The organism is Streptomyces sp. DH41, from assembly GCF_029813785.1.
In the GTDB taxonomy this organism is placed as follows: domain Bacteria; phylum Actinomycetota; class Actinomycetes; order Streptomycetales; family Streptomycetaceae; genus Streptomyces.
This window is the reverse complement of record NZ_JARVKY010000005.1, coordinates 19091-38948: the sequence shown is the minus strand read 5'-3', so window position 1 is coordinate 38948 and position 19858 is coordinate 19091. Positions and strand designations below refer to the sequence as shown.

Annotated in this window: 19 protein-coding genes and 4 pseudogenes; 8 read left to right on the top strand and 15 right to left on the bottom strand. The window is 69.6% G+C overall.

Annotated elements, in window-relative coordinates; translation table 11 throughout:
* Positions 1–62 precede the first annotated feature (62 nt).
* Positions 63–1496, top strand: coding sequence for an NAD-dependent malic enzyme (locus tag QC283_RS10820; protein WP_279561203.1), 1434 nt, complete (start codon positions 63–65; stop codon positions 1494–1496).
* 68 nt (positions 1497–1564) lie between these two features.
* Positions 1565–2419: a fumarylacetoacetate hydrolase family protein gene (locus QC283_RS10815; RefSeq protein WP_279561202.1), complete on the top strand. Its 855-nt coding sequence runs from the start codon at positions 1565–1567 to the stop codon at positions 2417–2419.
* A 145-nt stretch (positions 2420–2564) separates the two neighbouring features.
* On the opposite strand, the gene QC283_RS10810 is transcribed toward QC283_RS10815, so the two are convergent.
* The 4 genes from QC283_RS10810 to QC283_RS10795 all read right to left on the bottom strand — a co-directional run bounded on the left by QC283_RS10810 (position 2565) and on the right by QC283_RS10795 (position 4401).
* On the bottom strand, positions 2565–2711 hold the full coding sequence (locus tag QC283_RS10810) for a hypothetical protein (RefSeq protein WP_279561201.1): 147 nt from the start codon (positions 2709–2711) through the stop codon (positions 2565–2567).
* A 525-nt stretch (positions 2712–3236) separates the two neighbouring features.
* Positions 3237–3449: a tyrosine-type recombinase/integrase gene (locus QC283_RS10805; RefSeq protein ID WP_279561473.1), complete on the bottom strand. Its 213-nt coding sequence runs from the start codon at positions 3447–3449 to the stop codon at positions 3237–3239.
* A gap of 49 nt (positions 3450–3498) precedes the next feature.
* Positions 3499–3765 carry a hypothetical protein gene (locus tag QC283_RS10800; protein ID WP_279561200.1) on the bottom strand — a complete coding sequence of 89 codons (267 nt, stop codon included), beginning with the start codon at positions 3763–3765 and terminating at the stop codon, positions 3499–3501.
* 51 nt (positions 3766–3816) lie between these two features.
* Complete coding sequence (locus QC283_RS10795; RefSeq protein WP_279561199.1) at positions 3817–4401, bottom strand: helix-turn-helix domain-containing protein; 585 nt, start codon at positions 4399–4401, stop codon at positions 3817–3819.
* Between the two features lie 106 nt (positions 4402–4507).
* On the opposite strand from QC283_RS10795, the gene QC283_RS10790 reads away from it, so the two are divergent.
* Genes QC283_RS10790 through QC283_RS10780 form a run of 3 tightly spaced genes read left to right on the top strand, consistent with a single transcriptional unit; the run spans position 4508 to position 7419 of the window.
* Positions 4508–5959: an MFS transporter gene (locus QC283_RS10790; RefSeq protein WP_279561198.1), complete on the top strand. Its 1452-nt coding sequence runs from the start codon at positions 4508–4510 to the stop codon at positions 5957–5959.
* A 37-nt stretch (positions 5960–5996) separates the two neighbouring features.
* Entirely contained in the window at positions 5997–6635 is a 639-nt protein-coding gene (locus QC283_RS10785; protein WP_279561197.1) for a class I SAM-dependent methyltransferase, read from the top strand.
* Between the two features lie 46 nt (positions 6636–6681).
* Entirely contained in the window at positions 6682–7419 is a 738-nt protein-coding gene (locus QC283_RS10780) for an SDR family NAD(P)-dependent oxidoreductase (RefSeq protein ID WP_279561196.1), read from the top strand.
* A gap of 622 nt (positions 7420–8041) precedes the next feature.
* Here QC283_RS10780 and QC283_RS10775 read toward each other — a convergent pair.
* Positions 8042–8512 carry a nuclear transport factor 2 family protein gene (locus tag QC283_RS10775; RefSeq protein WP_279561195.1) on the bottom strand — a complete coding sequence of 157 codons (471 nt, stop codon included), beginning with the start codon at positions 8510–8512 and terminating at the stop codon, positions 8042–8044.
* A 160-nt stretch (positions 8513–8672) separates the two neighbouring features.
* On the opposite strand from QC283_RS10775, the gene QC283_RS10770 reads away from it, so the two are divergent.
* On the top strand, positions 8673–9116 hold the full coding sequence (locus QC283_RS10770) for an Rrf2 family transcriptional regulator (RefSeq protein WP_279561194.1): 444 nt from the start codon (positions 8673–8675) through the stop codon (positions 9114–9116).
* Positions 9117–9479: 363 nt separating this feature from the next.
* Here the strand turns inward: QC283_RS10770 and QC283_RS10765 are convergent.
* Together QC283_RS10765 and QC283_RS10760 are read right to left on the bottom strand one after the other, a co-directional pair.
* A pseudogene (locus QC283_RS10765) lies at positions 9480–10736 on the bottom strand (NF041680 family putative transposase); the annotation flags it as partial.
* Positions 10737–11659: 923 nt separating this feature from the next.
* Positions 11660–12538, bottom strand: coding sequence for an SDR family NAD(P)-dependent oxidoreductase (locus tag QC283_RS10760; RefSeq protein ID WP_279561193.1), 879 nt, complete (start codon positions 12536–12538; stop codon positions 11660–11662).
* 69 nt (positions 12539–12607) lie between these two features.
* Here QC283_RS10760 and QC283_RS10755 point away from each other — a divergent pair, with 69 nt between their 5' ends.
* Positions 12608–13201 carry a TetR family transcriptional regulator gene (locus QC283_RS10755; RefSeq protein ID WP_279561192.1) on the top strand — a complete coding sequence of 198 codons (594 nt, stop codon included), beginning with the start codon at positions 12608–12610 and terminating at the stop codon, positions 13199–13201.
* Between the two features lie 4 nt (positions 13202–13205).
* Positions 13206–13469: pseudogene (locus tag QC283_RS10750) on the top strand (NADPH-dependent FMN reductase); the annotation flags it as partial.
* 73 nt (positions 13470–13542) lie between these two features.
* Here the strand turns inward: QC283_RS10750 and QC283_RS10745 are convergent.
* The 8 genes and pseudogenes from QC283_RS10745 to QC283_RS10705 form a co-directional block, all read right to left on the bottom strand.
* A pseudogene (locus QC283_RS10745) lies at positions 13543–13782 on the bottom strand (GntR family transcriptional regulator); the annotation flags it as partial.
* Between the two features lie 190 nt (positions 13783–13972).
* Positions 13973–14143: pseudogene (locus tag QC283_RS10740) on the bottom strand (antibiotic biosynthesis monooxygenase family protein); the annotation flags it as partial.
* 33 nt (positions 14144–14176) lie between these two features.
* Positions 14177–14632, bottom strand: a complete 456-nt coding sequence (locus QC283_RS10735) for a cupin domain-containing protein (RefSeq protein ID WP_279561191.1) — start codon at positions 14630–14632, stop codon at positions 14177–14179.
* Positions 14633–14652: 20 nt separating this feature from the next.
* Entirely contained in the window at positions 14653–15060 is a 408-nt protein-coding gene (locus tag QC283_RS10730) for an aldehyde dehydrogenase family protein (protein WP_279561190.1), read from the bottom strand.
* A 618-nt stretch (positions 15061–15678) separates the two neighbouring features.
* Positions 15679–16698, bottom strand: coding sequence for an ABC transporter ATP-binding protein (locus QC283_RS10720; protein WP_279561189.1), 1020 nt, complete (start codon positions 16696–16698; stop codon positions 15679–15681).
* Positions 16695–17867, bottom strand: a complete 1173-nt coding sequence (locus tag QC283_RS10715) for an ABC transporter ATP-binding protein (RefSeq protein WP_279561188.1) — start codon at positions 17865–17867, stop codon at positions 16695–16697. Before QC283_RS10715 ends, QC283_RS10720 begins: the two co-directional genes overlap by 4 nt.
* Positions 17867–18754, bottom strand: coding sequence for an ABC transporter permease (locus QC283_RS10710; RefSeq protein ID WP_279561187.1), 888 nt, complete (start codon positions 18752–18754; stop codon positions 17867–17869). The genes QC283_RS10715 and QC283_RS10710 overlap by 1 nt, the downstream gene beginning before the upstream one ends.
* Positions 18751–19854 carry an ABC transporter permease gene (locus QC283_RS10705; RefSeq protein ID WP_279561186.1) on the bottom strand — a complete coding sequence of 368 codons (1104 nt, stop codon included), beginning with the start codon at positions 19852–19854 and terminating at the stop codon, positions 18751–18753. Before QC283_RS10705 ends, QC283_RS10710 begins: the two co-directional genes overlap by 4 nt.
* Positions 19855–19858 lie beyond the last annotated feature (4 nt).

Below are 19858 nucleotides of genomic sequence, written 5' to 3'. Positions count from 1 at the left end.
GCCGCATCCGCCGGCGATGCACCACCATCCCCGCCGCTCCACAGAAGATGAGGACAGTCCGCATGAGCGCGCCCAGCGTCTCCTACTCGATCACCGTCCGGCTCGAAGTGCCCGCGGGCGGCAGTGCCGTCTCACAGCTGACGGCCACCATGGAGGCGCTGGGCGGCTCGGTCACCGCCCTCGACGTGATCCACTCCGATGCCGACCGCCTGGGCATCGACGTCACCCTCTCGGCCTCCTCCACCTCGCACGCCGACGAGATCGTCGAGCGGCTGCGCGGCATCGAGGGCGTGACCCTGGGCAAGGTCTCCGACCGTACCTTCCTCATGCACCTCGGCGGCAAGATCGAGATGGCGTCGAAGCACCCCATCCGCAACCGCGACGACCTCTCCATGGTCTACACGCCCGGTGTCGCCCGCGTCTGCATGGCGATCGCCGAGAACCCCGAGGACGCCCGCCGCCTCACCATCAAGCGCAACTCCGTCGCGGTCGTGACCGACGGCTCCGCCGTGCTGGGCCTCGGCAACATCGGCCCGAAGGCCGCGCTGCCGGTCATGGAGGGCAAGGCGGCCCTGTTCAAGCGGTTCGCCGGCATCGACGCCTGGCCGCTCTGCCTCGACACCCAGGACACCGACGCGATCGTCGAGATCGTCAAGGCCATCGCCCCGGGCTTCGCCGGCATCAACCTCGAGGACATCTCCGCGCCCCGCTGCTTCGAGATCGAGGCCCGGCTGCGCGAGGCCCTGGACATCCCCGTCTTCCACGACGACCAGCACGGCACCGCGATCGTCGTCCTCGCCGCGCTGACCAACGCCCTGCGCGTCGTCGACAAGCCCATCGACAACGTACGGGTCGTCATGTCCGGTGCCGGCGCGGCCGGTACGGCCATCCTGAAGCTGCTGCTCGCCGCGGGCGTGAAGAACGCCGTCGTCGCCGACATCCACGGCGTCGTGCACGCCGGCCGCACCGACCTGGTCGACGCCGCCCCGGAGTCGGCGCTGCGCTGGATCGCCGACAACACCAACCCCGAGGGCCTCACCGGCACCCTCAAGGAGGCCGTGCACGGCGCGGACGTCTTCATCGGCGTCTCGGCCCCCAACGTCCTGGACGGGGACGACGTGGCCGCCATGGCGGACGGCGCGATCGTGTTCGCGCTCGCGAACCCCGACCCGGAGGTCGACCCGGCGATCGCCCGCCAGACCGCGGCGGTCGTCGCCACCGGCCGCTCGGACTTCCCGAACCAGATCAACAACGTGCTGGTCTTCCCGGGCGTCTTCCGCGGCCTGCTGGACGCCCAGTCCCGCACCGTCAACACCGAGATGATGCTCGCCGCCGCGCACGCCCTCGCGGACGTGGTGACCGAGGACGAGATCAACCCGAACTACATCATCCCCAGCGTCTTCAACGACAAGGTCGCCGGTGCCGTCGCGGGCGCCGTGCGGGAGGCGGCCACGGCCGCCGGCGCGACGGCACCCAACTCCCCCTCCGCCCGCTGACCTACCTTCCGCGCCGCAGGCCGGGCACCGTGGTGCCCGGCCTGCGGCAGCCGTCGAAAGACCTCCCCATGCAGCTGATGCGTATCGGCCCGTCCGGCCATGAGCGGCCCGTCGTCAGGGTCGACGAACACACCTACGTCGATGTCTCCGACCTGGTCGAGGACTACAATCAGGCGTTCTTCGCAGCCGGCGGCCCCCGTCTCCTGGAGGAAGCCGTCGCCGCCCGCCGCGCATCCGGAGCGACCCACCGCTTCGTCACCGAACGGATCGGCGCCCCCATCGCCCGCTCCCACCAGATCCTCGGCGTCGGAGCCAACTACCGCGGCCCCGGCACACACGCCCCGCCTCCCCGGGAACCGCTCGTCTTCTCCAAGGCACCCAACTCACTGTGCGGGCCGCACGACCCCATCTGTATCCCGCGGGGCTCCACGCAGACTGATTGGGAAGTCGAACTGGGTATCGTCATCGGCACCCGCAGTCTCTACCTGGCCGACGACGACGCGGCCACCGCGGCCATCGCCGGATACGTCCTCGTCAACGACATCACCGAGCGCTCCTTCCAGAAGGAACGCGGAGGCCAGTGGCTCAAGGGAAAGTCCGCCCCCACGTTCAACCCCTGCGGCCCCTGGCTGGCCACTCCCGACGATCTCGGCGACATCTCAAACCTGCGCCTGTGGCTGGACCACAAGGGCGCCCGCCGCCAGGACGGCACCACCGCGGACATCATCTTCGGCCCGGCTCACATCGTCCGCCATCTGAGCCAGTTCATGATCCTTGAGCCTGGAGACCTGATCAACACCGGCACCCCGTTCGGCGCGGGCAAGGACCTCAACCCACCGCACTACCTTTCCGCAGGTGACACCCTCACCTGCGGCGGAGACGGACTGGGCAGCCAGCACCAGACCGTCACAGCAGCCCCCTGACCGAACCGGTCAGTCCACGGCTACACGCGGTCCGAGCGCGATGGACACGGTCCCGGTGGTGCTCACCTGATGCGGCAGGTCACAAGCAAGGAGCCGATCGCATCATCAGCCGTGGGAACGCCCGGCAGCATTTCCTGTGCAGCGCTCAGCCTTCGATGTGGTAACGGCTCTGGGACACGACGGCTTGGCGGATCTTGATCGTAAAGTCGGAGGTACGGGCGATCCGGTCTACGCCGCCGGCCTTGTTGCGGCGCAGGACGCTTTTGAAGCTCTGTTCCAGAGTGCCTGTCATGCGGAACATCAAGTCATCGCTGAGGTGCCCGGGGTCGATGTTGAGCAGGTCTCGCGGCGAAGGCTGCCGCAGCCGAGTGAGTGTGAGTGTGCGCCGCAGTCGACCGCGCACAGTTCCGGGGCGCACGCTGTGGCTCGACCCTGGAGGCTCGCTGTCACCGCGTCCCCGCCTCCGTACTCGGAGAGGAGGAACCCAAGTGAAAGGACGCCCAAGACAGAGGCAGAAACCCACCAGCTCAAGAGCCCTGCCGGACTGCACCTGCGGAGCTTCTCGTCGAACGCCGCTATCACACGCCGGTCACCAACTGCGTCGACGCCTTCAGATCAAAACGCTCTGAGCTGGCCTTACACGGGCACCCTGGACTGGCGTGGACGCCCATAGACGGTCTCTACAACCTGTGCCATGTAGTACCGAGGGACGGTCCCAAGATCAGCACGGGGAGGTGTTCTGGCCCGTCAAAGCGGTATTGCAGTGTTTCGATCTTGGCTTCGGTCACGAGTTCACACCTTCATCTGTCACGATCTGTCACACGCCCCCTGCGAGACCTCCCCATGCCCCCGCCACTGGAAGCAGGTCCGCCACGTCCGGCTTCACGTACCACTTCTTCGTCGTCTTCACGTCGGTGTGCCCGGCCCACTTGGCGAGCAGGTGATCCGGCACCCCGTTGTTGGCCAGGTACGTGAGGCAAGACGCCCGAGCATCGTACAGACGGACCCTGCGAAGGCCGTTTGCGTCCATTTTTTGTAGACCCGCGTTCGGAGCTGCCGACCGTTCAGCGCCCCCGAGTTCATCCACGAGCACATTCCCGCCGCCCTCGTACCCCTCGCCCGCCACGCAGGCGTTCTATTGCCTGCGTGGCGCGGAACGTCTTCAGCGCCTCCCGTACGAGGCTCGGGAGCGGCAACACACGCTCCCCCGCCATACTCTTCGTGTCCTTCTCCACCACCGTGCGGTTGCCCATCATGGTCCGGGTGTTGGCGATGCCGAGCGTGGCCGCGTCCAGGTCGATGTCCGACCACCGCAGGCCGCAGACCTCCGCCGGACGGAGCCCCATCACGGACAGCAGCAACGGCGCGAACAGGCGCTCACGATCTCAAACGCGGTCTCAGCGGGGTGTAGTGCGGGCGCGGAGGTGTGCACGTTCTCCTTGGTGGCCGAGGAGGCTGAGGATTTCGACGGGGTGGGCGTCGGCGTTGCCGAACCAGTGGGGGGTGCGGGTGTCGAATTCGGCGGCTTCGCCGGGGCCCATGATGAGGTCGTTGTCGCCCAGGACCAAGCGCAGGCGGCCGTCGAGGACGTAGATCCATTCGTAGCCCTCGTGGCTGGACTGCTCGGGCTCGGGCGAGCGCATCTTCGGCGAGATGATCAATTTGTACGCTTGCAGGCTGCCTGCCCGTCGGGTGAGCGGGAGCATAGTCATGCCGTGGCGAGTGACGGGCTGGAGGTGTAGCCGGGGGTCGCCCGTCTGGGGTGCGCCGATGAGCTGGCCGATGTCCACGCGCAGTTCCCGGGCCAGGGGCAGGAGCAGTTCGAGGGTGGGGCGGCGCTGGCCCGATTCCAGTCGCGAGAGCGTACTGAGGGAAATCCCGGTGGCTTCCGCCAGGGCCGTCAAAGAGAGGCTGCGCTGGGTCCGCAGCCCTTTCAGGCGCGGGCCGACCGCGGCCATCGTCGACTGCGTTTCTTCGTCCATCCCTCCACCTTGCCACCGCAGCAAGGATCTTTGCGTGTTGTGCTGGGCGAGCCGACGGTGGTGGGAGGCGCTCCGACCGGGGCTGCCGTCCGGAGGGAGAGGCGCAATGAGGAAAGACAGCGGAAGCGAGGTGGCACAGGTGCAGCGGGCCGCAGCGCCGCCCGGCGCCCCGGTGAAGGTGCGCCGTGAACCGGTCGCGCTGGCGGTGGTGATTTTGGTGCTGACGCAGCTGATGTTCGTCGTGGACACCTCGATCGTTAACGTGGCGCTGCCCGACATCGGCCGTGATCTGGACTTTTCCAGCGCGGGCCTGTCCTGGGTCGTCACCGCCTACGCGCTGACCTTCGGCGGCCTGATCCTGCTGAGCGGGAAGGTCGGTTCCATGATCGGGCCGCGCCGCGCCCTGGTTCTGGGCGTTGTGGTCTTTGTGATTGCTTCCATCGCGGGAGGGCTGGCCCCCTCGGCTGGGGTGCTGGTGGCGGCGCGGGCCCTTCAGGGGGTGGGAGCGGCGGTGGCGGCGCCCAGTGTGATGGTGCTGCTGATCGGGATCACTACGCCGGGCCCGCAGCGCTCGCGTGCCATGGCGCTGTTCGTCATGACCGTCGGCGCTGGAGCAGCGGTGGGACTGCTGGTGGGCGGGGTGCTGACACAGACGCTGGGCTGGCAGTGGGTGATGTACGTCAACGCCCCCATCGGGCTGGTGGTGCTGCTCGGAGCGGTGCGCAACCTGTCGGAGATGGAACGTCGGCGCACCTCGCTGGACATCGGCGGCGCCACGTCCTCGATCCTGACGATGGTGGCGCTGGTGTTCGCCTTCACCTCTGCCGCGGACCGCGGCTGGAGCAGCCCGGTGGTTCTCGGGTCGTTCGCCGTCGCCGCCCTCGCGCTCGCGGCCCTGATCGTGTGTGAGCGCCGGCATCCGCATCCGGTGATGCCGCTGGCGTTCTTCTCCTCCATGCGCAGCGCCGGCCCCCTGCTGTCGATGCTGCTCGTCCCGGCCGGGCAGGTCGGCTTCCTGTTCTTCACCACCCTGCTCACCCAGCAGGTGCTCGGCTTCACCCCTCTCCAGACCGGTCTTGCCCTGGTGCCCTTCACCGTCGGCCTGATCGCCACCAACCAGCTCACCCCACGGCTGCTTCCGCTCCTGGGCGAGCGCGTCATCGGCAGTACGGGCCTTGCCGGACTGGTGCTGGGCATCGCCTGGATGGCGCTGGTGGCCGCCGACGCCGACGCGAACACCTCGATCGTCACCGTGCTGCTGCCCTCGATCCTGCTCGGCGCGGGCGCCGGCGCCACCTTCGCCCCCGTCACCGCCGTGATCATGCACCAGGCCCCCGCCGAACACATCGGTGCCGCCGCCAGCCTCAACCAGGGCCTGCAACAGCTTGGCGGCGGCATGGGCCTGGCCGTCCTGACCAGCGTGCTCTCCGCCACCGGCGGACTGGAGGGCGGTCTGGGAGCAACCTTCCTCGCGACCGCCGCCTTCCCCCTGGCCGGCCTGCTCCTGTTCGGCCTCTGGGCGCGCCGCATCCCCGCTCCCGACACCACCCCCGCTTGATCACCACAGCTCCCGACCACACCCTGGAGAACGCCTGATGAGTGACACCGACCCCCGCTACGAAGCCGCGTTCTGGGACCAGCGCTACAACGCCCCCGACCCGCTGTGGAGCGGGCAGCCCAACCCCGCGCTCGCCGAAGAAGTCACCGCACTGACGCCGGGGAGGGCGCTGGAGGCAGGCTGCGGCGAGGGCGCCGACGCCATCTGGCTGGCCCAGGCTGGCTGGCAGGTCACCGGCACCGACTTCTCCGCCCAGGCCCTCGCACGCGCAGCCGACCACACGCCCACCGCACTGACCGGACGCCTCACCTGGCAACCGGCCGACATCCGCACCTGGACACCCCAGGACGACGCGCCTCACTACGACCTGATCACCGCCTCCTTCCTCCACTTCCCCTCTCCCCTGCGCCGCGCCGTCTTCGCCGCCCTCGCCGCGCGGGTGGCGAGCAACGGACATCTGGTGATCATCGGCCACCACCCCAGCGACCTGGACACCGCGATGCCCCGCCCGCCTGAGCCCGACATCTTCTACACCGCCGACGACCTCATCAACGACCTGCCTGCACCCGCCTGGAAGGCCGTCACCCGCGCCGCCCGCCCCCGCACTGCCACCACACCTGACCGCCGGCACGTCACCATCCACGACACCGTCCTGACCGCCCAGCGCACCCAGTAACCCACCCCTCACCCACACGCGACGCCACGCAGAAACGAGTACGACCATGCAGCACGACCTCGGTGACCAGACCGCCCTGGTCACCGGTGCCACCGCCGGTATCGGCCGGGCCACTGCCCTGGCCCTGGCCGCCCACGGCGCCGCCGTCATCGTCCACGGCCGCGACAAGGAACGCGCGGCCGACACCTTGAAGCGCATTGAGGCCCTCGGCGCCACAGCCCGCTTCGAGCCGGCTGATCTGTCCGACCCCGCACACGTGACAGACCTGGCCGAACGCGCCGGGCAGGTCGACATCCTGGTCAACAACGCCGGCATCTTCCACTTCGCCCGCACCGCCGACACCACCCCCGCCACCTTCGACGCCCACATCGCCATCAACCTGCGCGCCCCCTACCTCCTCGTCCAGGCCCTCGCCCCCGGCATGACCGAACGCGGACACGGCTCCATCATCAATGTCAGCAGCGGCGCCGCCGGCACCCCCGGTCTCGGCAGTGGCATCTACGGCGCCACCAAAGCCGCCCTGGAATCCCTCACTCGCGTCTGGGCCGCCGAATACGGGCCCGCCGGAGTCCGCGTCAACGCCATCGCCGCCGGCCCCACCCGCACAGAGGGCACCGCCGCCTACGGTGAAGCCTTCGAATCAGCCGGACAAGCCGTCGCCCTCCAACGCCTGGCCGACCCCGAAGAGATCGCAGGGGCCATCGCCTTCATGGCCTCCCCCGACGCCAGCTACGTGAACGGCGCCACCCTCAGCGCCATGGGCGGTCAACCAGCTCTCGGATAACGCGCGTGCAGACAACGACACAGGCGGACGGACGACACCGCCGAAGCCCCACAGCGGTCCGAAGCCGCTGGTCCAGCCGCATCCTCATCCCCCGACTCATCGGATGAGCGGCGGCTGCGCGGCTGGCCCGGTGGGCGGCGTAGGGGGGGGCGTAGGGGGGGGCGTAGGGGGCGTCCTCGCCGCCGCTCTCGGCCGTCCAGTTGGCGGCGGTCTGCTCACTGAAGCCGAGCAGACGGCTGAAGACCGGTTCTCGTGATCGTCACGGACTCATGGCAGGCCGAGCCCTCCACGGTTCGCGCACGCGTGGAACCCGTCCACGGTCAGCGTCGGATGCGCAGGGCTTGGCGGCATGGGGAAGGGCAGTCCGGCCCCGCGTACCTCGATGATCTTTGGGGTGGGGTCTCGTCGCAGCCGTGTGTCTCGTGGAGGCGGGCCCGGAGCACGTCACTCGATATGGGTCGTTGCCCTACCTGTCGGCCAGGGCTGCTGATACTCGATGAGTCGGCCTGCCGGGTCGTGTCGGCGGCCGGGTGCGAACAACAACTTCGTTCAGAAGGCAGCGCCGGGTATGCGGCCCGAAGAAGGGAGTGTCTTGTCGCATACTCGGCGCTGACCGGCAGAGTCACGCCCTCGTGGCTGCTGTCTCGGTGGCTTCGACTGCGGACTTGAAGTCAGGGTGGACCCCGATTTGATCAAGCCACACGCTCATCGAGTTGTAGCAATTGAACCTTTCGATCTTTCCGTCACGGAGGTACCAGAGATCCGCCGCCGGCACGTCGATCCGGTTCCCGGTCGGTGGTATCTCGCCGACCGGAGTCGGAAACCCTCCGAGATGCGTGCCCTGGATTCGCAACTCGACGGCGACGACATCACCGAACGCATGTACCTCGAGCAGCTCACGGTGTACATCGGGGAACGAGCGGGCGAGGCCCGCGATCACCTGAGGAATCCTCTCTCCGCGGAAACTCTGCGAGGTCGACATGTCGTTGAACGACCCGTCCTCGGTGAACAAGGCCAGGAAGCCGTCACCGTCGAGAACGCTTCCTTCCGCGAGCCGGTAAGCCTCGCGAACGGTCTTTTCGTTACTTTCCATTCCTGTTCTCCTTTGAGTTCGCAACACGCTCACGGTCCGCGCTTGTCTTTGATTGACCCTTCCCGACTGTCGTAACGATAGTTGTTACGTCGGGTTGTCGCAACCTTCACTGTTGCGACCGCGCTGTCGTAACATGGAGCGTTGCGACCGGAGGAGGATCATGAGCGCCAACAGCAGGCTGACCATTGCCGCCCATGCGCTGGCCTGGATCGGTCTCTACCAGCGTCAGGACCACGAGGTCGCCACCTCCGAGCAGATCGCAGCCAGCGCGAACACCAACCCCGTGGTGATCAGACGGCTGCTCGGCGAGCTGCGCAGGGCCGGCCTCGTGGAATCCCGGCGGGGCGCGGGCGCGGGCTGGTCGCTGGCGCGCGAGCTGGGGTCGATCACCCTGCTCGACGTGTACGAGGCAGTGGAACCCGGCCCGCTGTTCGCGATGCACCGCACCACCCCGGACCAGGGATGCGTGGTGGGTCACGGCATCCAGCCGGCAATGCGGGGCATCTACCAGGACATCGAGGAGACCCTGAGACACGAACTGGCCCGCGTCACGCTCGAGAAGGTACTCAGCGACGTACTCGCGGCACCTCGCCAGCCTTTCTGATCAGCTGGGCGGCCCCGTGCGAACCGTAGGGTTCGGCGTGGGTTCCGCCCATCGGGGCGGAGTGACGTGAGCGTGGAGATGGTGTCCCGCGCCGAACACGTTGGATCCGCCGCCGGAACGGACGGCGGGCGCAGGCCGAGCTCACCGCGGACCAGGCCGCGCTCCGTCCAGCGGCTCTACGACGACGAGCGGGAGAAGACCGTCCAGCAGATACCCGACAGATTCGACGTGCCCCCGTTTCACGGTGCACGGGCACCTCGACAAGCCCAGACCGTCCCCCGCCAGGCCCAGAGACTGCGACCGCCCACCCAGCCGGACAGCCCATCAGCTGCCGCAATGATCGGCAGACCCTTAGCTTAAGATTTAACCTTCGCGAACTTTGAGACGATTACGTTCAGCGATGCTCTCGGGGCGTCTGGTCGTTTTGCCCACGTCGTAGCGGGTGGCGGGATGGCGGTTCTTCGAGCCAACAGGGCGTCATGGTCCGGGTGTTGTGGGTTTCGGTGCACGGGCAGAGCGGTGCAGGCGCGGGCGTAGGTTGCGAGATCCCCGGCAGACGCGGGCCGGGGTGAGCCGGGCAGGCTCCGCTCGCTTCTCCCACGGGCGACGGAGGTCGGCGGCGGCTTCGCGGAGGAGTCTCAGCTGGGCGGGGGCTGCGATCACGAGCCATGTCCAGCGGTCCGCAGCCTCAGGGCTGCGGAGCTTGGGGCGGGTCCAGCCGAGCGTCTGCTTGATCATGCGGAAGGTGTGCTCGATGTCGAAGCGGCGGAGGAACGCTTGCCACCGCAGATCGACATCTTCGCCGGTCATGCCGGTCTTCGAGGACCACAGCCAGACCGGCTGCGGGTCCTGGCCACTGGGCAGCCGGCCGACCGTCAGACGGATCTGGGTGCCCTCGATGATGGGGAGCTCGCCGGTGTGGTCGATCCATGCGCAGCGGGTGGTCAGATGTGGATGGATGCGGTCGAAGGCCACGGCCCGCGCGGTGCCGTAGCGGTCGGTGACCTGCACGGGTTCCTCGTCCGGGAGGCCCCAGGTATCCGGATCGGCGAAACGGAACACCGCTCCGTGCCTGGTCGGCGGCCGGCCCTGCGGGTGCGGGGCGGTGCCGGGCGTCGCATGACACGGTCGGAGCGCATCCGGTCCAGCACCTCGATGGGCAGACCCGCGAGGAGGTAGGCCAGGCGCGGGGCGTCGTAACCGGCATCACGGACGATCAGGATATCCGGATCACCGGGCTCCCACTGGCCTGCGTCGATCAGGTCGGTAACCACACGGCGGGCCTGGGCCGCGGTGACCTCGGCAACGTCGTCGTCGGGGGCGAGCCGCCTTGCGTCCAGGAACTGGCACCAGGAGGTACGGCCGGTCTCCAGGGCGGCGACGAACGAGTACGGCCAGCCGGGCACGAGCTGGTCGCTGGAGCGCCCGCTGCGTCCGTAGACGTGACAGAACAGACAGTCCGGGCTGCACGGGGCGTCGGGGGCGCAGCCAGTGGGTCACGTCGACCGCGAGGACGATCCGGTTGTCCGCAGCCTTGGGCTGTGGCAGCACGGCCAGAGCCTGCCGCAGCCCGTCCGTATCGATGCGGCCGCGGTTCAGCGCGTCGTACAACGCACCGTGACGAATGCCCAGGTGAGTGACAGTGTCCTACCCGGTGCTCGAGACCGGACCATGAAGAACTAGCTTGGGCCAGGACGTCGACGCGCCCCGAGCACGCCCGCTGAATGGCCTGCAGATCCGCCCGCACAGGGCCGGCTCTTCCGCCGTGGACAGCTGTCCGCACCTTCGCCTCGATGCCGCGCAGCCGCCGGATCCAGGGCTTCGCCGTGCTCGTCGTGCTGCGGCTGCGTGCCTGGTCGAGCTCGTCGAGGTCTCTCAGCAGGGTCTGTATGTCGGCGTGGATCTGCGTGCACAGCTTCCGCGCCCGGGCGAATGTCTTGTGGCTGACCACCGCGGCGGCCACCACGAGCGTCCGGCCAGTGGAAAGGACTGCCAGCCGTCGGCAGAGAAGAAGTGCACCAACACGCGGCGGGACGGTACGTCCGCTTCACGACCCTCATCAACTGCTAACCCTATGTCCGGTCGACGGGAGTTGAGGAATGTGAGACACGCCGAGAAGGCAGCGACAGACCTTGACCAGACTGACGGTCGGGCCGGGGACCGCGAAGCTCCCGACGATGAACAGGATCACGAAGATTTTGAGAATGCCCTCACGGAGATGGTTCGCCTTCAGGTAGCGGTTCAGGGCTGGCATCCCGGAAAGTGCCACCACCCATCCGCTGACGAAGAGGAACTCACCCAGCCCCGCTGGCCGTCCCGGAAGAGCAGGTCGCCGTACATGATGCTCGCGAACCCGAGGGGAAGCAGCGCGAGTTGCCCGTGGGTGCGCACGGTGCGGACCGTTGTCATGGGCCCACTGTGTGAGACCGCACCGGTCGGCCGTGCCGGTCCCTGACCTGGTCGAGGTCGGTGAAGTCGTTGTGTGCGACGACTACGCGCCGGCGATGTGCCATGAACGCTTCCGTTGTCGTTGGTGGCGGGTGTCACGGTGTCAGACGGTCGCGTTGTGTCTCGCACAGTTCCCAGATCGCGTTGCGAGTGGTTTCGTCCAGGACTGCTTCGGGCCACGGGGTCGAGGTGGCCTTGCTGTTGAAGTAGGTCCCGTTGGTGTCCCGGACTTCGGGACTGGCCGCGAGGTACACGCTGGAACGCGTGGCTCTGAGCAGCGCGCGATGCCCGTACACGACCGGCACGGCCAGGCGCAGGAGCGGCACGATCGGGCGTGCCGGCGGCGGGTAGGTACCGATGGTCAGGCTCTTGTTCATCGAGGTGTAGGCGTGCCCGGGGTAGGCGACATTCAGCGTCACCGGCGACCCGTCGAGTTCCTGGGCGAAGCGGTAGCTCATCGCCATCTGCGCCAGCTTGGTCTGGTTGTAGAACGACAGCCCGACATAGGACTTCTCGCCCTGCAGGTTGTCCAGGTCGATCCGCCCCCGCGGGATGCCGCCGGTGATGTTGATGACCCGGGCCGGGCCTGAGGCCGTCAGGGCCGGCATCAGCCAGTGAGTGAGGCAGAACGGCGCGACCACGTTGACCGCGAACGCGGTCTCGACGCCGTCCTCGGTCAACTCGCGGTGCGGTCGGGTGGCCCCCGCGTTATTGATCAGCACATCCACGCCACCGGTCCGGGCGCCGACCTCCTGGGCGAGGCGATGGACATCACGGAGCCGGGACATGTCGGCTGTGATCGCCGTGACCTTCTCATTCCCACTGGAGTGACGGATGTCCCCAACGGCAGCGTCGGCGCGGTGCTTGTCGCGGCCGACAAGGATGACGTCGGCGCCGAGTCCGGCCAGCCGTCGCGCGGTCTCCTTGCCGATGCCCCCGGTGCTACCGGTCACCAGCACGGTCTTGCCCTCCATGCCACCACTCCTTCGACGTGTCACTCGGTGTCATTATAGACATCAAGTGATGCAAAGTAGTCTGGGTGCATGAAAGAAGGACTGCGCGAACGGACGCGCCGAGCAGTGCGGGCAGAGCTCGCCGAGGTGGCCATCGGCCTGTTCACCCACCAGGGTTTTGACGAGACGACCGTCGAGGACATCGCTCGAGCAGCCGGAATGACCAAGCGCAGCTTCTTCCGCTACTTCCCCACCAAGGAAGACGTCGTCTTCGACGGCGTCGACCTCACCGGGGAGAAGGTGGTCGCCGACATCGCGGCGCGACCGGCAGACGAAGATCCTTGGGACTCCCTGCATCACGTCCTACGGGCCTGGCAGGAAGAGATCCATGCCAGTGAGCAGGTTCTCGAAACCCTGCGACTTATCGAAGCCACACCCGCGCTGGTCGGGCGGCTCCACCAACGCAGAACGGAATGGCGTCGACGAGTAAGCGACGCGCTCCAAGACCGGCCAGGGGCCGCAATCGACCCATACACCGCGGACCTGCTCACCAACGCCGCCACCGCTGTCCTCGACGCCGTGTCCAGTCAGTGGGTGCGATCAGACGGGCAGGCGAACCGACCAGCTCTACTGGACCAGGGATTCATGCAGATTCACGTAGTCCCCAGCACGCCACAGGCATGAACCCGTGGCGCCCGTTCCCGGCGCGCTCGGCCCGGCAGTCGGCGCATGGCTGACCGAGACGCTCGCACCGAGCGCCCTCACGCTGGATGTCGCCCTGACACCGCTGCCCCTCGGCGACCTGCGGCTGCCCCTTCTGGACGAGGAGGAGCACCCCTCGACCGGCGTCTACCACCACGAACACACGCGCCGGTGGAGCGCGATCGTCGATGAGGCCGACGGCTTCGTCGTCGTGACGCCGGAGTACAACTACGGGATGCCCGCGACCCTGTGGTGTGGTCCTCGGTCGGCGGGCCCACTGCCGCCTCGGTGAGGGCCGGCCCGGAGAGGGCGACGGTGTAGCCGCCGCGTTCGGCCGGGGCCACGGCGCCTTCCTCCGCCAGCAGGCGCAGGGCCTGGCGGACGGGTGAGCGGGAGACCTTCAGCTGGTCCGCGAGTACGCGCTCGACCAAGCGGGTGCCGACGGCCAGCCCCTCCGCCACGATGTGCTCCACGATGCGTGCGGCTGTCCGACGCGTCAGCGGAGTGGGGGCGGCCCCTCCGTCCGACCCGGACGTCCCTTTCCGCGTGGTGGGAGGGGTCATCGTCTGTGCCTCCGCGGGGGTGCCGGGGCCGGCCGGGACGGGCTGTGCGGTCCCGGCCGCCGACGTCACGGAGCGAGGACGGAGTTACGTGTTCGACCCGCGGTGGACCCGCGAAGTGCGGTCCGGCCAGGGCCCGCCAGCGGGCGAAGCCCTGGGAGCCGCGGAAGGTGACCGTGTGGTGCTCGACCGTCTCCCACCGGACCATGAGCCGGTAGCGTGAGGAGTGTTCGACACTGCGGTGCAGGTCGACTCCATGGCAGCCGTCGGCCGTGAGGCAGAAGGGCAGGGCCTGGGCGACCGCCTCCTCGAACTCCTCCTCCTGACCCGGGTGGATGTCGATCTGGGCGATCTCGGTGATCACGGGATGGTTCCTGTTTTCGGGGTGCGGCGTCGGTCAGTCGCGGTTCGCGGCGGCCTTGTCGTGTTCGGCGTCGACCCGGGCGGTGACACCCGTCTCGACGATGGTGCGGGTGGCGTCGACCGACGCGTAGATCCACAGGATGCGCATCGGCTCGGTGGCGGAGGCGTTGCGGAACCGGTGGGGCATGCCGGCGGGGACGTAGGTGGTGTCGAAGCGGGTGACGTGGTGTTCGGTGCCGTCGATCTCGACGATGGCGTCGCCTTCGAGGATGGTGACGCTCTCGGGGCAGTTGTGGGTGTGCGGGGCGATGCCGGCGCCGCCCTCGAAGAGAGTCTGCCCGGTGAGGAAGACCTCGGCGCCGACGGCCTGGGTGGCCAGCGGAATGGTGCGGGCGCCGCCGCCCCGGCTGAAGGAGGTCGACTCGGCCGGGCGCAGGACCGCGGGCTCGAAGGAGCTGAAGCAGGGCTCGTCGCCGTCGTGGTTGTGCATGGTGTTCTCCAGGTGGGTGGTCAGGCGGTCGGGCCGATCCAGACGGTCTTGGTGTTGACGAACTCGCGGATGTCCTCGGCGCCGAGTTCCCGGCCGTAACCGGACTTCTTGATGCCGCCGAAGGGCAGGCGCGGGTCGGAGGCGACCATGCCGTTGACGAAGACGGCGCCGGCGTCGAGGACGCGGGTGAGTCGGCGGGCCCGGTCGAGGTCGCTCGTCCACAGGGCGGCGCCGAGGCCGTACTCGCTCTGGTTGGCCAGGGCGATGGCCTCGTCGGCGTCGGCGACGCGGGTGATGGCGGCGACGGGTCCGAAGGTCTCCTCGTCGAAGGCGGCCATGCCGGGGCGCACGTGGTCGAGGACGGTGGGCGGGTAGTAGCAGCCCGGCCCGTCGGGGACCTCCAGCAGGGACCCCGGAAATGCAGCCACCGGTCGACTACGGAGTCGAGGCCGCTTACCAACGCGATGCTGCTTCGTCGTACACCACCGCCCATGGACGGGGCAGCTCAGTGACTGCGGGCGCGCCGTCGTCGCCGTGCGGGGTCGCCGGGGGGTCGCGGGTGAGTACGTCGGCTGCGAGTTCGGCGAAGTGTGGGGCGGCCGGGTGGGAGGATCGGCCGGCGGGCCAGACTCCGCTGGTCCGCTGGGTGAGGGGGCGGCCTGCCAGTGGCCGCCAGACGACGCGGGGCTCCTTGCCGGCCACCGACCCTCAGCGCGACCCAGCGGTCTTGGACCATGTCACAGCAGGTCCTTGAGCCGCGCCTGGCGATGGCTGGCCCATGCTGCGCCGCGGCCGCCCCCTCATCCCCTGGTCCGAGCCTGTAGAGCACCGACGGCCCAGTCGAGTACCGGCCGCAGGCTCTCCGGCCCGGCCAGCCGTTGATCACCGCAGGAAGGGAGAGGTGCCGCTCTCCGCGCGGGTCATTCATGCGTGCCGGCCGGGCCAGGAGCTGCCTGGCGACGTGGCATCGTCACAGCGGCCGAGGAGAGGTGCGCGGCGGTTCATGAGGACCGCGAGGGTCGGACCGGCCTGGAGCGAGGCTGGTTTCAGACCGCCGCCGGTTCCTGCGTCTGCGCGACCCAGCAGGCCACATCGGAGCCCTCCGTCGCCCCTGGCGTCCCCAGCAGTTGGGGCTCGTCCGTCCGGCACCGGTCGACGGCCAGCGGGCACCGCGGGTGGAAACGGCAGCCGGGCGGGGGGCTGCCCGGATCGGGCACCTCGCCGGTCAGCGCCCGCGGACGGGCCCCGGTGCCGTCCGGTACGGGGACGGCGACCAACAGGGCCCGCGTGTAAGGGTGCCGCGGCGCGTTGAAGATCTGTTCGACGGTGCCCGTCTCGACGATACGGCCCAGGTACATGACGACCACCCGGTCGGCGAGCGCGCCGACCACCGCCAGGTCGTGCGAGATGAACGCGAGCGCGATCCCCTCCTCGCGCGACAGGTCCCGCAACAGGTTCGCCACCGCCGCCTGCGCGGAGGCGTCCAGGGCCGACACCGGCTCGTCCGCGACGATCATCTTCGGGCGGGAGGCGAGCGCCCGGGCGATCGCGGCGCGCTGCCGCTGCCCGCCCGAGAACTCGTGCGGGTACTTGTCCGCAGCCCCGTCCGGTAGGCCGACCCGGCGCAGCGCCTCGACGGCCTCGCGTGCGGTCTCCGGGTCGCGGCGGCCGCGTCCGGAGCCTTGCGCGCGCTCGCGTGCGACCACGACTTCCTGGATCTGGGCGCCGATGGTGCGCCGGGGATTGAGCGAGGCGTTCGGGTCCTGGAACACCATCTGCAGCGGCAGCAGGCCGGGGGCGCGGCGACGACGCCCCATGGTGCCGACCGGCGTGCCGTCAAAGGTGACCGACCCCGCCCGCACCGGGGCAAGGCCGGTGATCGCCCGGGCCAGGGTGGACTTGCCGCAATCGGACTCCCCGACGATGCCCACGACTTCGCCGGGGGCGATCTCCAGGCCGACGCCGGCCAGGGCACGCATCGGGGGCAGCCCCTTGCGCGGATATGCGACGACCACGTCCTCGACGCGGAGCAGCGGTGCGGTCGGGTGGTCTGCGGGCACGCTCATGCCTTCCTCCTGGCGGGGGCGTCGGCCGCGGAGAGGTGGCCGGGAGTCGGTGGGGTGTCGGCGGGGCGGGCGGCACCGGGCTCGGCCAGTACGCAGGCGACCGTACGGGCGGGGCCGATGGTGACCGGCGCCGGACGGGTGCGGTCGCAGCCGTCGACGGCCGACGAGCAGCGCGGATGGAAGGGGCAGCCCGGCACCGGCGCGTCGGCGGCAGGGGCCGAACCGGGGATGGGGCGCAGCGGCACGGCGTGCCCGACGGTGGCGCGCTCACCGAGTGAGGCGTGCGGCAGGGCCTGCAACAAGCCTCGTGTGTAGGGATGTTGTGGGGCGCCGATGACTTCTTCGACGGTGCCGGTCTCGATGACGCGGCCGGAGTAGAAGACGGCGATCCGGTCGGCGATGGAGGACAGGACGCCGAGATCGTGGGTGACCATGACGACGGCCATGCCCGTCTCGCGCCTCAGTTCGTCGAGGAGTTCGACGATTCCGGCCTGGACGGTGACGTCGAGGGCGGTGGTCGGCTCGTCGGCGATGAGCAGGCGCGGGCCGCAGGCCAGGGCGGAGGCGATGGCGATGCGCTGGCGCATGCCGCCGGAGAACTGGTGCGGGTAGCGGGCGGCGGCCGAGGCACCGCCGGGGATCCGCACCATGTCGAGCAGTTCGGCCGCGCGGGCGGCCGCGTGCTTGCGGCTGATGCCCTGGTGGCGGCGGACGTGATCGGTGAGCTGCCGGCCGACGGTGAGCATCGGGTGCAGGGCGGCGGACGGGTCCTGGAAGACGACCGCGATGTCCCGGCCGCGCACCTGCCCCCACTCCTTGTCGGGGAGTGCGACCAGTTCCCGGCCGTCGAAGCGGACCGACCCGGTGACGGTGGCCCGGTCGGGTCCGAGGCCGACCAGGGTCATGCCGGTCACGGTCTTGCCGCTGCCGGATTCCCCGGCGATGCCGACAACCTCGCCGGGGCGGACCTCCAGGCCGACACCGTCGACGAGCCGGACATCGCGTCCGCCCCGGGGAAGGGTGACCGTCAGGTCCCGTACGCACAGCAGTGGTTCGACGGCCGTACCGGGATCGGTCGTACCGGGATCGGTCGTACCGGTTCGTGCCGTGCCCGTGCCCGCGCGGGATTCCAGCGGGGTGCGCGCGTCGAGGGTCCGGTCCCCACTCATCATCGTTCTCCAGCCGTCGAGAGCTTGGGGTCGAGCCGGTCGCGCAGGGCGTCGCCGAGGACGTTGAAGGCGACCACGACCGTGACGATGGCGAGGCCGGGGACGACCGCGAGCCACCACTGGTTGAAGTACTGCGACGCCTCGGAGATCATCGATCCCCATTCGGCGGCCGGCGGCCTGGCACCGAGCCCGAGGAAGGACAGCCCCGCGAGCAGCAGGATCGCGCCGCCGACGTCGAGCATGGCCAGGACGAGGAGCGAACCGGCGACGCCGGGCACCAGGTCCACGAGGATCGAGCGGACCGAGCCGACCCCGGCGAGCCGGTTGGCGTGGACGAAGTCCGTCTCGCGCAGGGAGAGCACGGTGGAGCGCACGGTGCGTGCGTATCCGGGCCACCAGACGAGGGCGCCCGCGAGGACGGAGTTGGGCAGGGACGGGCCGAGCGAGGCGGCCACCGCCATCGCCAGGATGATGACCGGGAAGGCGAAGACGACGTCGGTGACGCGCATCAGGACCTCGTCGACCCAGCCGCCGAAGAAGCCCGCGACGAGACCGACGACCGTGCCGATCACGGCGGTCACCGTGATGAGCAGCAGACCCACCGGTACGGACAGCCTGGCGCCGTACAGGACACGGGAGAGCACGTCGCGCCCGGCGGGGTCGGTGCCCAGCCAGTGCGCGGACGAGGCGCCCTCCAGGGGCGCGGCGCTCTGGTCTAGCGGGTCGTACGGCGCGAGTACGGGGGCGAGGACGATGACGACCGTCCACAGGAGCAGCACGCCGACGGCGACGCCCTGGGCGGGGTTGCGGCGTGCCCAGCGCCATGCGCCGGCCACCCGTCCCGTGCGGTGGCCCGGTGCGGCGACCGGGGAAAGGGTAGCGGTCATGAGAGGCGGATCCTCGGGTCGAAGGCGGCGTACAGCAGGTCGGCGACCAGGTTGACCACGACGAAGACCAGGGCGATGAGGATGGATACGCCCATCACGGCGGGCAGATCGAGGTTGGTCGAGCTGCGGAAGGCGTACTGGCCGATGCCGTTCCAGGAGAACTGCTGCTCGATGTAGACGGTCGCGGCGAGCAGCAGGCTGAAGGAGAGGGTGGTGGCGGTGATCAGTTGGCCGGACGCCGAGCGCACCGCGTAGCCCCACAGCACGCCGCGCCCGCGCAGTCCCTTGGCGCGCCCGGCCTTGACGAAGTCGGACGACAGCGCTTCCAGCACCGCGCTGCGGGTGAAGCGCAGCACCATGCCGATGACGGACAGTGCGAGGACCGAGGCGGGCAGGACGAGATGGGCGGCTGCCGACGCGAAGGCGTCGAGGTCGCCTGCCAGGAGGGCGTCGGCCGTGTAGAAGCCGGTGACCTGGTCCGGTGGATCGAGGGCGGGGGCGAGCCGTCCGGAGCCGGGCAGGACGCCGAGGTTCTTGACGAAGAGCACGGCGGCGACCATGCCGATCCAGAAGGTGGGCAGGGAGACCCCGGTGAGCGACAGGGTCCGGGAGACCCGGTCGAGGCGTCCGCCGCGCCCCTTCGCGGCGAGTACGCCGAACAGCACGCCGATGAGCAGAGCCATGACGGTGGCGACGGCGACCAGTTCGAGGGTGGCCGGGAGCTTCTCCGCGAGGTCGTCGAGGACCGGGCGCTGGGTCTGCTGCGAGGTGCCCAGGTCCCCGGTGAGGAGGTTGCCGAGGTAGGAGGCGTACTGCATCGGCAGCGGCCGGTCGAGGCCCTGCTCGGCGCGGTAGCGGGCGACGATCTCGGGGTCGTCCAGGGCGCGTTGGCCGAGGTTGGCGGTGGCCGGGTCCGCCGGGACGACGGAGCTGAGCAGGAAGGTCACCAGGGTGACGCCGAAGACGATCAGCACCGAGGAGGCGACGCGACGCAGTGCGTACGCCAGCAGGGGTGGCATCCTGCGGCGGCCGCGGCGCGTGTCCCCTGCGGGGGCCGGGGGCACCGGCGGTGCGGGGGCCTTGAGGGCGGTGTCGGTCATGGGG

Excerpts from the sequence above, each read along its gene's own strand:
- QC283_RS10820 (WP_279561203.1), top strand. The coding sequence starts at position 63 with ATGAGCGCGCCCAGCGTCTCCTACTCGATCACCGTCCGGCTCGAAGTG.
- QC283_RS10755 (WP_279561192.1), top strand. The coding sequence starts at position 12,608 with ATGAAAGAAGGACTGCGCGAACGGACGCGCCGAGCAGTGCGGGCAGAG.
- QC283_RS10720 (WP_279561189.1), bottom strand. The coding sequence starts at position 16,698 with ATGAGCGTGCCCGCAGACCACCCGACCGCACCGCTGCTCCGCGTCGAG.
- QC283_RS10710 (WP_279561187.1), bottom strand. The coding sequence starts at position 18,754 with ATGACCGCTACCCTTTCCCCGGTCGCCGCACCGGGCCACCGCACGGGA.
- QC283_RS10800 (WP_279561200.1), bottom strand. The coding sequence starts at position 3,765 with ATGGGGCTCCGTCCGGCGGAGGTCTGCGGCCTGCGGTGGTCGGACATC.
- QC283_RS10780 (WP_279561196.1), top strand. The coding sequence starts at position 6,682 with ATGCAGCACGACCTCGGTGACCAGACCGCCCTGGTCACCGGTGCCACC.
- QC283_RS10810 (WP_279561201.1), bottom strand. The coding sequence starts at position 2,711 with ATGACAGGCACTCTGGAACAGAGCTTCAAAAGCGTCCTGCGCCGCAAC.
- QC283_RS10705 (WP_279561186.1), bottom strand. The coding sequence starts at position 19,854 with ATGACCGACACCGCCCTCAAGGCCCCCGCACCGCCGGTGCCCCCGGCC.
- QC283_RS10770 (WP_279561194.1), top strand. The coding sequence starts at position 8,673 with ATGAGCGCCAACAGCAGGCTGACCATTGCCGCCCATGCGCTGGCCTGG.
- QC283_RS10790 (WP_279561198.1), top strand. The coding sequence starts at position 4,508 with ATGAGGAAAGACAGCGGAAGCGAGGTGGCACAGGTGCAGCGGGCCGCA.
- QC283_RS10735 (WP_279561191.1), bottom strand. The coding sequence starts at position 14,632 with ATGCACAACCACGACGGCGACGAGCCCTGCTTCAGCTCCTTCGAGCCC.
- QC283_RS10795 (WP_279561199.1), bottom strand. The coding sequence starts at position 4,401 with ATGGACGAAGAAACGCAGTCGACGATGGCCGCGGTCGGCCCGCGCCTG.
- QC283_RS10785 (WP_279561197.1), top strand. The coding sequence starts at position 5,997 with ATGAGTGACACCGACCCCCGCTACGAAGCCGCGTTCTGGGACCAGCGC.
- QC283_RS10805 (WP_279561473.1), bottom strand. The coding sequence starts at position 3,449 with ATGGACGCAAACGGCCTTCGCAGGGTCCGTCTGTACGATGCTCGGGCG.
- QC283_RS10775 (WP_279561195.1), bottom strand. The coding sequence starts at position 8,512 with ATGGAAAGTAACGAAAAGACCGTTCGCGAGGCTTACCGGCTCGCGGAA.
- QC283_RS10760 (WP_279561193.1), bottom strand. The coding sequence starts at position 12,538 with ATGGAGGGCAAGACCGTGCTGGTGACCGGTAGCACCGGGGGCATCGGC.
- QC283_RS10715 (WP_279561188.1), bottom strand. The coding sequence starts at position 17,867 with ATGAGTGGGGACCGGACCCTCGACGCGCGCACCCCGCTGGAATCCCGC.
- QC283_RS10815 (WP_279561202.1), top strand. The coding sequence starts at position 1,565 with ATGCAGCTGATGCGTATCGGCCCGTCCGGCCATGAGCGGCCCGTCGTC.